This window comes from Zobellia russellii (assembly GCF_018728565.1).
Classification (GTDB): Bacteria; Bacteroidota; Bacteroidia; order Flavobacteriales; family Flavobacteriaceae; genus Zobellia; species Zobellia russellii.
Window position 1 is genome coordinate 135,354 of the sequence record NZ_JACSOI010000006.1, and the last position, 13,813, is coordinate 149,166.

Consider the following 13,813-nt stretch of genomic DNA (forward strand, 5'->3'; position numbering starts at 1 on the left):
GACCTTCTTTATTAAACAATTTATCAACACTTTTTCAATACCAAAAAGCCACCCTTCTTACCCTAAGCACCTTTTAGGGGCATTCCTTTTTCAATATTTCAAGCTACTTTCTCTAATATTAGGTACACTATTTGCGTTAGATTGGTATAGTTTTACTAATTTTATAGATGAAAGGATAAATTTATGGATGATAATTTTTCACCGAGAGTAAAAGACGTAATTGCTTATAGTAAAGAAGAGGCGCTGCGGTTAGGCCATGATTTCATTGGTACCGAGCATCTAATGTTGGGGCTTTTACGAGATGGCAACGGCAAAGCAATTAGTATTCTTGACGCTATGGAGGTCGATTTAGATCATCTTAGGCGTAAGGTAGAAATTCTTAGCCCTTCCAACCCAAACCCGAACACTTTACAAAAAGATAAAAAGAACCTGCATTTGACGAGACAGGCAGAGCGCGCCCTTAAAACTACGTTTTTAGAGGCTAAGCTTTTCCAAAGTTCCTCGATCAATACTGCACATTTACTATTATGTATTTTGAGAAACGAAAATGACCCTACCACGAAGCTACTTCACAAACTAAAAGTAGATTACGATGGCGTTAAGGAACAGTTTAAATTTATGATTACAAGCGATGATGATATTGTAGACTCTCCAACTTCCGAATCATTTCCTAGTGATAATGATGACAGTGAAGGAAAAGAAGGAAGTTTTGGCACTACTGCCGGACAAAAAGGCAATAAAAAGTCTAAAACTCCTGTATTGGACAACTTTGGTCGTGACCTTACCCTTATGGCAGAAGAAAACAGACTGGACCCTGTAGTTGGACGAGAAAAAGAAATTGAAAGAGTTTCACAAATTCTAAGCAGAAGAAAGAAAAACAACCCTTTATTAATAGGTGAGCCCGGTGTTGGTAAAAGTGCCATTGCCGAAGGTTTGGCTTTGCGCATCATAAACAAGAAAGTTTCACGTATTCTTTACAACAAAAGAGTAGTAACGCTAGACTTGGCCTCTTTGGTTGCCGGAACAAAATACCGCGGGCAGTTTGAGGAACGCATGAAAGCCGTTATGAACGAACTTGAAAAGAATGATGATGTTATTCTTTTTATTGATGAAATCCACACCATTGTTGGCGCTGGTGGTGCTACGGGTAGTTTGGATGCTTCCAACATGTTCAAACCTGCTTTGGCAAGAGGTGAAATTCAATGTATTGGTGCTACTACGCTAGACGAATACCGTCAGTACATAGAAAAAGACGGCGCTCTAGAAAGACGTTTCCAAAAAGTAATCGTAGAACCTACTACTGTTGAAGAGACTATTGAAATTCTTCATAATATAAAAGGTAAATACGAAGATCACCACAATGTAAACTATACGGACGAGGCTATTGTTGCCTGTGTAAAATTAACAAACCGTTATATGACGGATCGTTTTTTACCGGACAAAGCCATTGATGCCCTTGACGAAGCAGGTTCTCGCGTACATATTGTAAACATGGATGTACCCAAGCAGATCCTTGAACTCGAAAAACAACTTGAAGATGTTCGCGAGCTAAAGAACAGCGTGGTCAAAAAACAGAAATACGAAGAGGCCGCTAAATTGCGCGATGACGAGAAACGTCTTGAAAAAGACTTGGCTACCGCGCAAGAAAAATGGGAAGAAGACAGTAAGCTTCATAAAGAAACGGTAACGGAAGACAATGTGGCCGATGTAGTTTCCATGATGAGCGGTATACCCGTAAACCGAATTGCACAAACGGAAAGTAATAAATTAGCTGAATTGCCCAACCTCATAAAATCCAATGTAATTGGTCAAGATGATGCGGTTGCAAAAGTTGCCAAAGCCATACAAAGAAACCGTGCCGGACTAAAAGACCCTAACAAGCCTATTGGTTCGTTCATTTTCTTAGGTCAGACCGGGGTAGGTAAAACGCAATTGGCCAAAGTATTGGCTAAAGAACTTTTTGATTCGGAAGACGCTTTAATCCGTATTGACATGAGCGAGTACATGGAAAAATTCGCCATATCTAGATTAGTAGGTGCACCTCCGGGATATGTGGGTTATGAAGAAGGTGGCCAGCTGACGGAGAAAGTACGACGCAAACCTTATTCTGTTATCTTGTTAGATGAAGTTGAAAAAGCGCATCCAGATGTATTTAACATGCTCTTGCAAGTTTTAGATGATGGATTCCTTACGGATAGTTTAGGACGAAAAATAGATTTCAGAAACTCTATAATCATCATGACCTCCAATATTGGAGCCCGTAAATTGAAAGATTTCGGTCAAGGCATCGGTTTTGGAACATCTGCCATGAAATCCCAAGAAGAGAGTCACCAAAAGAGTGTTATTGAAGGTGCGCTTAAAAAAGCGTTTGCTCCTGAATTCTTAAACAGAATTGATGATGTTATTGTCTTTAATGCTTTGGAAAGAGCAGACATTCACAAAATCATAGATATTGAGCTTCGCAAACTATTCGCAAGAATTAAGGATATTGGATATGATTTAAATCTTACCGATAAAGCCAAAGATTATATCGCGGATAAAGGTTTTGATAAGCAATATGGAGCTAGACCTTTAAAAAGAGCCATCCAGAAGTATATTGAAGATGCCCTAGCCGAAGAAATAGTGAACTCTAAACTTGATGAAGGAGATACTATTTTGATGGATTTGGACGAGAAGAAGGAAGAGCTTACCATAGAGATCAAAAAAGCAGAAAAATCTTCTAATACATAAACTTAACGTAGGAAATGTGAGCAAAGGGAGTCAATTAATTTGACTCCCTTTTTTCTTATGATAAAATTTTGAAGTAAGAAACACAACACATTTATTTTCCAGCAATAGCACTATAAACGATATTTACGCTTTTAGTCTATTATTTTTCGCAAAAGATTACGATACATCTACATTCGTCACAGGACATTATAATATATTTAAAATGAAAGTGAGACGACCAAAAAAGACTGTTATAGTCAGGGAGTATCAATTAGATGTTGGAAAAATACAGGTTTACGAAAACTATATGGTTTCGCTGTTCGATGAAGGAGCAACACTTACATTGGAAAGAGTATACCAAATCATAGGAATTTCAGAAATACATTTTAGGGACAAAAACTTTGGTTACATAAGTCTAAGAAAAAATTCTTATGCCGTAGACCCTACCATATACACCTATTTGAGACAGTTAGACAACCTTAAGGCAATGGCTATTGTTTCCGTAAAGGAAATAGATATGCACAACTTTAAAATTGAAAAACTCTTCTACAAAAAACCAATGAAATTTTTTATTGAGTTTGATAATGCGGTAGCTTGGGTAAAAAGACGGGTTAAGAGCAAATAATATTGTTTTATTCCATAAAAAAAGCCTCAAGATTCTAGAATCTTGAGGCTTTTTTTATGTCTTTAAGTCAGTCTATTATTCTGCTGACGCTTCTCCAGCGCTCTGCTCAGGCCTATTTTCCGGTTGTGCGAACAAATCTATAAAGGCCAAACCAATTGCGTCAACAATATGAGATGCCGTAAGTGCTTGATATCCGGTTTTTTCCACAGCTATATCTCCTGCTCTTCCGTGTAAATAAACCCCAAATACGGCCGCGTTAAGTGGGTTGTAACCCTGAGCTATCAGACCCGTTATCACCCCTGTTAAAACATCTCCTGTACCACCTGTTCCCATTCCCGGATTACCCGTTGTGTTTACATACCCCTTATCATCATAGATAGTAATCGTATGAGAACCTTTAATCACCAATACACAATCATATTTCTTTGAAAATTCTTTGGCTTTTTTCAGCTTGTCAAAATCATCTTTCCAGCTTCCAATTAATCGCTCCAACTCCTTTGGGTGCGGTGTTAACACGGTCTGAGCAGGGATTTTACCCAGCAATGCCTTGTTTTCTGAAAGAATATTAAGCGCATCAGCATCTATAACCAGAGGTTTTTTATTGTCGCCCAAAAACTCATCCAAAGCTTTTACGGTACTCGCATCCTTTCCTAATCCAACACCAATACCTACTACCGTGGGGTCAATATCAAATTCAAGTTTTGAGATATGATTTTCATCGTTGTCGGTTAAAACCATGGCCTCTGGAAAATTGGTTTGCAACGGAATATATCCGCATTTGGGCACAAAAGCCGTAACCAAACCGCTACCCGCATACAAACAGGCCTTTGAAGCCAAGTGAACCGCTCCTATTTTTCCATAGCTACCGCCCACAATCAATCCATGGCCGTGGGTACCCTTGTGCGAGAACTTCTCTCTGGGAATGTAAACAGGAAGCATTTCATTTTTTCCTATCAGCTCATATTCCGTTTCCGTATTCACCAGAAATTCGGGGTCAAGACCAATATCTAAAACTTCCCATTGTTCCGTAAAAATGCCAGTTTCGGGCAAGAAAAAAACCAATTTAGGCACTTGAAAGCTCAAGGTATGGTTCGCTTTTACAACTGCTTTTTCGTCCTCTGGTACTCTATCTGTAAATAAACCGGAAGGAATATCCACAGAAAGCACAAAGGCTTTAGATTTTTCAATATGTTCAAACAAATTCACCACCCAAGAATCGGGAGCACGGTTAAGTCCAATGCCAAAAATAGCATCAACAATAATATCATCACGACCAATTTCCGGAAGCACTGAGCTATCATCCAAAAATTCCGGCCATATTTTTCGGTCTTTTAATCGGTCTAAATTCACCAAAAAATCATCTGACCGCTTCTTGCTATAGTTTACAACATAGACTCCAATATTATAACCATGTTCTTGTAAATGCCGCGCCAACGCAATACCGTCTCCCCCATTATTACCTATTCCGCAGAACAAGTGAATTTTAACCGGTGCCCCTTGAATCCTAAGGTGCAACCAATTAAAAAGTTGAACGGCAACCCCTTCCATTAATTGGTCACTAGAAATATTGTTCTTTTTAATTGTAGCCTTATCAGCTTCATAAATTTGCTTTGACGAGAAGATTTTCATGTATAAAATTGTAGAATTATCTGGTTCTTAAGTATGTAACTAGTTCTATATAGTTAGCCGTTTTGCCGAAATATTAGACTTTAGCCATTAATTTTTTGCGAAAATCTCACAAAAATCTGAATAATGTAAGTAATTAACATTATCGCTCAATAACTAACAACAAAAATTTGATTAAGAATCCAAAAGTACTACTTTTGATGCTTTCATTTTTACAATGTACCAGCATATCGCAAACATATCAACTGAATTTTTCTTCACGACCAATGGTTCAATCAACACATTTGGCACCACCACCCCTTTGGGGTAGACAAAAACATATCAGTTCGTTTTCGCGTTATTTCGCATCCAATCTATTTTTTAAGAGTAAATTTCATCTAACATGAAAGTTTTAAAATTCGGCGGCACTTCTGTTGCCAACGCCTCTAACATATCATTAGTAAAAAATATTGTTGCTAACACAGAAGCCAAAAAAACCATTGTGGTAGTTTCGGCCTTTGGCGGTGTTACAGACTTATTATTGAATGCAGCACACTTAGCCTCATCGCAGAGCCAAGGGTACAAATCTATCTTGAAAGAAATAGAAGATAGGCACTTAGATACGGTAAAGGCTCTCATTCACGTAAGTGCACAAAGTAAGGTGCTAAGTAAGGTGAAGAGCGAATTGAACACTTTGGAGACCTTACTGGAAGGCGCCTCCTTAATTGGTGAGACCACTCCAAGACTTTCGGATAAAATTGTTAGCTATGGTGAACTTTTATCATCTTATATCATTAGCGAATACTTTTCACAGGAAAAGTTAAATGCTGGTTATGTAGATAGTAGGGAACTCATAAAGACGAATAATATTAATGGTAAGGCTGCAGTAAATTTTGACCTGACCAATGCTAATTGTGAGCAGTTCTTTAATGCGGACAAGCATCAAATCATTGTCATGGGAGGTTTTATTGCTTCCTCAGAAAACGGAAACTCCACTACTTTAGGACGTGGAGGATCGGATTATACCGCTGCTATAGTAGCTGCAGCAGTGAATGCGGAATTCCTTGAAATTTGGACGGACGTTAGCGGCATGTATACTGCTAATCCAAAACTGGTGAAACAAGCCAAGGCCATCCCGCACATATCATACGAAGAAGCCATGGAGCTATCGCACTTTGGCGCTAAAGTTTTATATCCCCCAACTATTCAACCTGTATTGGCCAAGGGCATTTCTATCGTAATCAAAAACACTTTTGAACCTGAAAACGCAGGTACCCTTATTACCAAGAACAAGAATAAACAAGGTAAGACCGTACGTGGTATCAGTCACGTTGAGAATATTGCCCTTTTATCTTTGGAAGGTCCAGGAATGGTAGGGATACCAGGAACTTCAAAACGGTTTTTTGAGGTGCTTTCCCAATCAGAGATAAGTGTAGTTCTTATTACTCAAGCTTCCTCCGAACATTCAATTTGTGTTGGTATTTCCGCGGATGATATCGATAAGGCGACAGAAGTGGTAAACACCGCCTTTGAATATGAAATTGAGCGCGGGAAAATCAAACCTGTCATTGCGGAAAAGGACTTGGCCATCATAGCACTAGTTGGTGACAACATGAAAAGCCATCAAGGTTTAAGCGGTAAAATGTTCAGTACCTTAGGTAAGAACAATGTTAATCTAAGGGTTATTGCGCAAGGGGCTTCAGAGCGAAACATATCTGCGGTCATCAAAAAAGAGGATGTTAAAAAGGCCCTGAATGCACTTCATGAAGAGTTCTTTGAAGAGAATATAAAACAATTGAACCTGTTTGTAATGGGTGTTGGTAACGTTGGCTCCAAATTTTTGAACCAAGTGCATCAACAAAAGAAATTTTTGAAGGAAAACCTAAAATTGAATATCCGGGTCATAGGTATGTCCAATTCCCGTACTATGGTTTTCAATGAAACCGGAATTCCCCTTAAAAACTGGGAATCAGAATTAGCTGCTGGTGAAAAAGCGGATAAAGTTAAGTTCATGCAAAAAGTGAACGAACTTAATTACCGTAATAGCATTTTTGTAGATAATACGGCCAGTGAAGAGGTTTCAAAAACATATAACACCTATTTGGGCAACAGCATTTCTGTTGTTACTTGTAACAAAATTGCTTGCTCGTCAGCTTTTGAAAATTACCAAGAACTAAAATCATTGGCTAGAACTTACAATGCTCCGTTTTTGTTTGAAACAAACGTAGGCGCAGGTCTTCCAATCATTGACACCTTGAAGCATTTAATTGCTTCAGGTGATAAAATCCTCAAAATTCAAGCGGTACTTTCTGGAAGTTTAAACTTTGTCTTTAATAATTTTAATGACAAGACTACTTTTCACGATATCGTAAAACAGGCCCAGCAAGAAGGGTATACAGAACCTGACCCAAAGATTGATTTGAGCGGTGTAGATGTAATGCGAAAAATATTGATTTTAGCGCGTGAAAGCGGAAATCAGCTAGAGATAACCGATATCGAAAACAAATCTTTCTTACCACAAGAAAGTTTGGATACCGATAATAACGAAGACTTTTTTGCTACCCTGATAAAGCATGAAGATGATTTCCAGGCCATGTACAAAGAAGCTAACGACGCTAATAGCAAACTAAAATACGTTGCACAGTTTGAAGATGGAAAGGCAAGCGTAGGTTTACAAGCCATACCAAAGGGACATGATTTCTATAACTTGGAAGGAAGTGACAATATCGTTTTATTTTATACGGAACGCTACCCAAATCAGCCTATGATTATTAAGGGGGCAGGTGCAGGTGCCGATGTTACCGCTTCCGGTATTTTTGCCGATATCATCAGAATTGGAAATTTCTAATTATGGAGGAAATCAAAGTATTTTGCCCGGCCACAATTGCCAACATCTCATGTGGATTTGACGTATTAGGCGTTGCCCTTGATAATGTAGGCGATATTATGGTAGTTAGGAAAACCCAAGAAAAAGGCATTCGCATCACCAAACTGGAAGGTCAGGATTTACCTATGGAAACCGAGCAAAATGTTGCCGGTGTAGCAGGTTTGGCACTTGTGGAAAAAAGTGATTATACAGGTGGATTCGAAATAGAAATCTATAAAAAAATTAAAGCCGGTAGTGGTATTGGAAGTAGTGCGGCAAGTTCTACCGGTGCCGTCTGGGCCATGAACGAGCTTTTGAACAGACCGTTCACGACAGCTGAATTGGTTACATTTGCAATGGAAGGCGAAAGATTGGCAAGCGGTGTAGCCCATGCGGACAATGTAGCCCCTGCCCTATTTGGCGGGTTTACTCTGGTACGCAGTTATGCTCCATTGGATATTGTCCCCATTCATACGCCACCCGAATTGTACGCTACGGTAATACATCCACAGATAGAAGTAAAGACATCTGATTCCAGGAAGATTCTTAAGACCAATATTACATTGGCCGATGGCATCAAACAATGGGGCAATGTAGGTGGCCTTATAGCCGGTCTATATACCGAAAATTACGACCTTATTGGCCGTTCTTTGGAAGATCATATCGTAGAACCTATACGCTCCATTCTTATACCTGGTTTTGACCAGGTTAAAACCGAAGCTTTAAAAGCAGGTGCTTTAGGTTGTGGCATCTCAGGGTCAGGGCCCTCAATTTTTGCATTCAGCAAAGGCATAGACACCGCTCAAAAGGTAGGTGAAGCAATCAAAGAAGTATACAAGAACATTGGTATTGACTATGACGTTCATGTATCTAAAATTAATAGTGAAGGAATTAAGATTTTACAGTAATGAATTTTTATAGTCTAAATAAAAAAGCACCCGACGTTTCATTTAAAGATGCCGTAATTAAAGGAATTGCTCCTGACAAAGGCCTTTATTTTCCAGAACGTATAGAACCGCTTCCAAAGCGATTTTTTGAACATATTGAAGACCTTACGGATCACGAAATCGCGTTCAACGCCATTCACCAATTTGTATCCAAGGAAATCCCTAACGATAGACTTAGAGAAATTATAGCCAAGGTGCTAGATTTTGACTTTCCAGTGGTAGAAATTGAAGATAACGTAGCTACGTTAGAGCTTTTTCACGGCCCCACCATGGCGTTCAAAGATGTAGGCGCCCGTTTTATGGCCAACTGTCTCGGTTATTTTTCCGAAGGCGAAAAACAAGATGTGACCGTTTTGGTAGCGACTTCCGGCGATACTGGCGGTGCCGTAGCCAATGGTTTTTTAGGCGTAGAAGGTGTTCGTGTGGTAATTTTATATCCGGACGGAAAAGTGAGCGATATTCAAGAGCGCCAATTGACCACTTTAGGTAAGAATATAACAGCCCTTAAAGTTGACGGTACTTTTGATGATTGTCAAAAAATGGTAAAAACCGCATTTCTAGACGAAGCCCTTCTAGAAAAAATGCAATTGACCTCTGCTAACTCTATTAATGTGGCACGGTGGTTGCCCCAATTGTTCTATTTTCTTTTTGCCTACAAACAGGCAAAATCCCAAGGAAAAGAAATTGTATTTTCCATACCTAGCGGAAATTTTGGAAATGTATGCGCCGGAATGGTAGCCCAACGTTTGGGTATGCCCGTAAAGCACTTCATTGCCTCTACGAACGTTAACGATACCGTTCCCCAGTTTATGCAAACGGAAGAATACAAACCCAAACCGTCTACAGCTACTATATCAAATGCTATGGATGTGGGTGACCCGAGTAATTTTATCCGTATTAGACATTTGTATCAAGACAATTTTGATACGCTAAAAGAGAACCTCAGCTCCTATTCTTTTACAGATACAGAAACAAGGGAGACCATGAAGAAGATATACGGTGAGAGCGGATATATTGCAGACCCACACGGTGCCGTTGGTTATTTAGGATTGAAAAAATATCAGGAATCACACCCAAATACCTACGGTATCTTCTTAGAAACCGCACATCCGGTTAAATTCTTGGATGTAGTAGAAGACACCATTGGAAAGTCCGTTGAAATCCCAGAGCAAATCCAAAAGGTAATGGACAAAGAAAAGAAGGCTATTTCAATTAAGGAATACGACGAGCTAAAGCAATATCTACTGAATAGATAGCAAACAAAAAGCCCCTAAAGAAAATTCTTTAGGGGCTTTTTGTTTTTAGTTTAAAGTAGGAAGTTCAAACTTGTCCAGCGGACTTGGTTGTTTCATTACTTTCTCTATTTCTTCCGCTTTTCTAGGAGCCATAGCCGATAGATTAACCGGACCATCTTTTGTGATTAGGATATCATCTTCAATTCGTACCGCAATACCCCACCATTTTTCATCACAAGCACTACCTTCCGGAATATAAATACCGGGCTCCACGGTTATAATCGTGTTTTCTTGAAAGGGCCTATAAGTGCCAGCATCATGCACATCTAAACCCAAATAGTGAGAAGTGCCGTGAGGAAAGTAAATACGGGCGTCTTCCTCTTTTGTAATAATACCCAGTTTCATCAATCCCTCTGTAACCACTTTACTCGCTGCCTGACCCGGTGCCTGAAACGGAGCCCCCACTACACTTGCCTTAATACCGGCCTCCTGCGCGTCATAAACAATATCGTAAACTTCTTTTTGTTCTTTTGTAAACTTTCCATTTGCAGGTATAGTCCTAGTAACATCTGCAGTATACCCGTGATATTCCGCTCCCAAATCCATCAATACCAAATCATCACCTACCTTAGGTTTATTGTTTTCAATATAATGCAAAATACAACCGTTGTTACCCCCTCCTACAATGGAAGGATAGCCTTCATACTCAGCTCCATATTTCTTATAAACATACTCGTGCACCCCCTGAATCTCCGTTTCAGACATGTTGGGATGCATGGCTTTCATTACCTCAACTTGACCCACCGCAGAAATTTCAATAGCCTTTTTCAAAAGCACCATCTCCTCTGCAAGCTTAGTCTCACGAAGGCTCGCCATAATTTCACTTAACATGGAAGAGTTTAAGTTGTTCGCCGCTAATTTTAAGGACACTTTTTCCTTTATTTCGCTCCGTAACTTATCATCCTCAGCATTTACAAATCCATTTATGAGTTCATCTTCTTTCAAGCTTTCATCCCTGTTCAAATAACGTCCTAAAATCTGAGCGACATTAGCACTGTTCTCAACATCCGTAGAGGTAATCATAGAGTAGAATCTATCTTTTGAACTATCATAATCCGCAGGGTAATTGGCCTTTACCTTAAACGCCTGAATCAAATCGAACAAATCTGCTTCGTCCCTAGAATCGCGATAGTCATTTTCAAAATCAAAGAACAGTACTTTATCAAAATCCTTAAAATTAATTTCTGCCGCTTTAAAAGCACTTCCGTTAAAAGCAGTTTTAAAACCCAGTCTACCTTTCGCTCCTTCAACCCCTAAACGTTTTCCGTTCCATTGCTCGGCCCGTGGGTCCTTTTCTTGAACATATAATATTTCATTATCACTGGCCCCCAAAATTTGTTGATCTTCCGAAAAAAGAACCAGAACGGCATTAGGCTCATTGTATCCCGTTAAGTAATAAAAATTAGGGTCCTGATGATAAACATAATCCACATCATTTGCCCTATTTCGTACGGCATTGGCAAAAAATACGGCAACACTATTAGCCGGCATCATTGCGCGAACGGCGTCTCTCCTACCTTTATGAAAATCCGCAGGAAGAAAATCTGCAGGCCCTTCTTGTGCTATGTTGGCCAAAGGAACCAACAATAACGCCACCATTACGTAAAGTAGTCTCACCATCCTATTTGTTTTTAGAAAATTATTTTTTGTGTTCGGGTAATTTACAAAGATTATGCAAAACATAACAAACTGCGGTTATACTATAGTTAAATATTTCAATAGCTTTGTGAACCTAAATACAGAAGTACAATGAAAAATACTGCATTAACCAAGACCCATGAAGCACTAGGAGCCAAAATGGTGCCCTTTGCCGGGTACAATATGCCCGTTTCTTACGAAGGCGTAAATGTAGAACATGAGACCGTTCGTAACGGTGTAGGCGTTTTTGACGTCTCCCATATGGGTGAATTCCTTATTGAAGGCCCAAAAGCACTTGAATTAATTCAAAAAGTAACTTCTAACGATGCCTCAAAACTCACTATTGGAAAAGCACAATACAGCTGCCTCCCCAACGAAACAGGTGGCATTGTAGATGACTTGATTGTATATCGCATTAAAGAAGAAACCTACCTCTTGGTAGTAAACGCTTCCAATATTGATAAAGATTGGGCCCATATTTCTAAATACAATGAAGAAATAGGTGCTACAATGCGTAATATTTCCGATGGGTTTTCTCTTCTTGCCATCCAAGGGCCTAAAGCTGTTGAAGCCATGCAGTCTTTAACTTCTGTAGATTTGGCCAGTATAAAATTCTATAATTTTGTAGTTGCCGATTTTGCAGGAATTGAACACGTTATTATCTCTGCAACAGGTTATACTGGTTCTGGCGGATTTGAAATTTACTGTAAGAACAGTGAAGTTCAGCAAGTTTGGGACAAAGTTTTTGAGGCCGGTGCCGCCCATGGCATTAAACCTATAGGACTTGCCGCTCGTGACACTTTACGCCTAGAAATGGGGTATTGCCTTTACGGAAACGACATTGACGATAGTACTTCTCCTTTTGAAGCAGGTCTTGGGTGGATTACTAAATTCACTAAAGATTTTGTAAATAGTGATTCTTTAGCAAAAATAAAAGCGCACGCTCCCGAACGTAAACTCATTGGTTTTGAACTAGACGAAAGAGGTATACCAAGACAGGGGTATGACATTGTAGACGGACAAGGAAATAAAATTGGCGTAGTTACCTCCGGTACCATGTCACCCTCACTGGGCAAAGGCATAGGGCTTGGTTACGTACCTACCGTGTTTACAGAAGCAGGCAGCAAAATACATATTCAAATTAGAAAAAACGCAGTATCGGCTACTGTTGTAAAACCACCTTTTTACAAGGGGTAAACAACATTTATGAGTAAGAGAAGAGGAAAGATGGACGACGGAAGTAAAAAGATTCTCATTTTGGGTGCCAGTGGTTTTTTAGGTAATGCCATATACAAGGAACTGTGCAATTATTTTGATACGTACGGTACCTACAACTCGGCCAGGCGTTCGTTTGAAGACAACCAACAGTTCTTCAAATATGATATGGAAGAGGATGACGTACATGAAATCTTAAACAAAATACGTCCTCAAATAATTATTTCTGCCGTTCGGGGTAATTTTGCCGCTCAAATCATGGCACATCAACATCTGGTTGAATATTTGAACGAGAATGAATGCCGTCTCTATTTCCTGTCTTCGGCCAATGTTTTTGATGCGTACCGGAAATACCCTTCCTACGAACATGACAAGACGTTATCCGAAAGTGTATACGGACGGTTAAAAATTAAAATTGAAAACATGCTTCTTAGGCTGCCCCAGAAAAAAATGGGCATCCTTAGGGTACCTATGGTTTTTGGTAATAGTTCTCCAAGAATAAAGGATATTAAAAAATATATTTGGGACAACGCTCCTGTGGAGGTTTTCCCTAATTTGGTTTTAAACGTAACCAATGATGATAAGCTTACGCAGCAAATACACTATCTTATAAACAGAGATAAAACCGGAATTTTTCACTTGGGAAGTAACGACCTTGTTCACCATGAAGATTTTATAAAGGAAGTGGTTGAACGCATTGGAGAATTCACCCCTATTTACAAAAGGGTGTTTACCACCAATGAAGAGCGTTATCTTGCCGTATTGCCAAAGGATAACAAATTGCCAAAAAATTTACAGTACGGATATCAAGATATAATTGACCATCATGTAATGCGCTAATTTAAAATTATGCTCTTTTTTACATTGAATTGCTTACTTTCAAAGTCCCTACTCACACGAACAAAAATTAACT

At 39.3% G+C, this 13,813-nt stretch carries 9 protein-coding genes; 7 read left to right on the top strand and 2 right to left on the bottom strand.

The window, feature by feature from the left end; translation table 11 throughout:
* Window positions 1-183: 183 nt before the first annotated feature.
* Together H9565_RS14965 and H9565_RS14970 are read left to right on the top strand one after the other, a co-directional pair.
* Window positions 184-2,730: an ATP-dependent Clp protease ATP-binding subunit gene (locus H9565_RS14965; RefSeq protein ID WP_215440824.1), complete on the top strand. Its 2,547-nt coding sequence runs from the start codon at window positions 184-186 to the stop codon at window positions 2,728-2,730.
* Between the two features lie 202 nt (window positions 2,731-2,932).
* Window positions 2,933-3,334 (top strand): STAS/SEC14 domain-containing protein, encoded by a 402-nt coding sequence (locus H9565_RS14970; RefSeq protein WP_215440825.1) that lies wholly within the window; start codon window positions 2,933-2,935, stop codon window positions 3,332-3,334.
* Window positions 3,335-3,409: 75 nt separating this feature from the next.
* Here the strand turns inward: H9565_RS14970 and H9565_RS14975 are convergent, their stop codons facing one another.
* On the bottom strand, window positions 3,410-4,963 hold the full coding sequence (locus H9565_RS14975) for an NAD(P)H-hydrate dehydratase (RefSeq protein ID WP_215440826.1): 1,554 nt from the start codon (window positions 4,961-4,963) through the stop codon (window positions 3,410-3,412).
* 379 nt (window positions 4,964-5,342) lie between these two features.
* Here H9565_RS14975 and thrA point away from each other — a divergent pair, with 379 nt between their 5' ends.
* From thrA to thrC, 3 genes are read left to right on the top strand one after another with little or no spacing between them, the layout of a single operon-like run.
* Window positions 5,343-7,787 (top strand): bifunctional aspartate kinase/homoserine dehydrogenase I, encoded by a 2,445-nt coding sequence (thrA, locus tag H9565_RS14980; protein WP_215440827.1) that lies wholly within the window; start codon window positions 5,343-5,345, stop codon window positions 7,785-7,787.
* A 2-nt stretch (window positions 7,788-7,789) separates the two neighbouring features.
* A complete protein-coding gene (locus H9565_RS14985; RefSeq protein WP_215440828.1) occupies window positions 7,790-8,713 on the top strand; it encodes a homoserine kinase in 924 nt (307 codons plus the stop codon).
* Entirely contained in the window at window positions 8,713-10,008 is a 1,296-nt protein-coding gene (gene thrC, locus H9565_RS14990) for a threonine synthase (RefSeq protein ID WP_215440829.1), read from the top strand. Before H9565_RS14985 ends, thrC begins: the two co-directional genes overlap by 1 nt.
* A gap of 45 nt (window positions 10,009-10,053) precedes the next feature.
* Here thrC and H9565_RS14995 read toward each other — a convergent pair whose 3' ends face one another.
* Window positions 10,054-11,667 (bottom strand): aminopeptidase P family protein, encoded by a 1,614-nt coding sequence (locus tag H9565_RS14995; RefSeq protein ID WP_246560682.1) that lies wholly within the window; start codon window positions 11,665-11,667, stop codon window positions 10,054-10,056.
* Window positions 11,668-11,796: 129 nt separating this feature from the next.
* Between H9565_RS14995 and gcvT the strand changes: the two genes are divergently transcribed.
* Both gcvT and H9565_RS15005 read left to right on the top strand, forming a co-directional pair.
* Window positions 11,797-12,882, top strand: a complete 1,086-nt coding sequence (gene gcvT, locus H9565_RS15000; protein WP_215440831.1) for a glycine cleavage system aminomethyltransferase GcvT — start codon at window positions 11,797-11,799, stop codon at window positions 12,880-12,882.
* A 9-nt stretch (window positions 12,883-12,891) separates the two neighbouring features.
* The gene (locus H9565_RS15005; protein ID WP_394370257.1) at window positions 12,892-13,740 is read left to right on the top strand and encodes a sugar nucleotide-binding protein; all 849 of its coding nucleotides are present in this window, start codon (window positions 12,892-12,894) and stop codon (window positions 13,738-13,740) included.
* Window positions 13,741-13,813 lie beyond the last annotated feature (73 nt).

What these genes read in the sequence shown, in the direction of transcription:
- H9565_RS14965 (WP_215440824.1), top strand. Translation starts at nt 184, where the DNA reads ATGGATGATAATTTTTCACCGAGAGTAAAAGACGTAATTGCTTATAGT.
- H9565_RS14970 (WP_215440825.1), top strand. Translation starts at nt 2,933, where the DNA reads ATGAAAGTGAGACGACCAAAAAAGACTGTTATAGTCAGGGAGTATCAA.
- H9565_RS14975 (WP_215440826.1), bottom strand. Translation starts at nt 4,963, where the DNA reads ATGAAAATCTTCTCGTCAAAGCAAATTTATGAAGCTGATAAGGCTACA.
- thrA (WP_215440827.1), top strand. Translation starts at nt 5,343, where the DNA reads ATGAAAGTTTTAAAATTCGGCGGCACTTCTGTTGCCAACGCCTCTAAC.
- H9565_RS14985 (WP_215440828.1), top strand. Translation starts at nt 7,790, where the DNA reads ATGGAGGAAATCAAAGTATTTTGCCCGGCCACAATTGCCAACATCTCA.
- thrC (WP_215440829.1), top strand. Translation starts at nt 8,713, where the DNA reads ATGAATTTTTATAGTCTAAATAAAAAAGCACCCGACGTTTCATTTAAA.
- H9565_RS14995 (WP_246560682.1), bottom strand. Translation starts at nt 11,667, where the DNA reads ATGGTGAGACTACTTTACGTAATGGTGGCGTTATTGTTGGTTCCTTTG.
- gcvT (WP_215440831.1), top strand. Translation starts at nt 11,797, where the DNA reads ATGAAAAATACTGCATTAACCAAGACCCATGAAGCACTAGGAGCCAAA.
- H9565_RS15005 (WP_394370257.1), top strand. Translation starts at nt 12,892, where the DNA reads ATGAGTAAGAGAAGAGGAAAGATGGACGACGGAAGTAAAAAGATTCTC.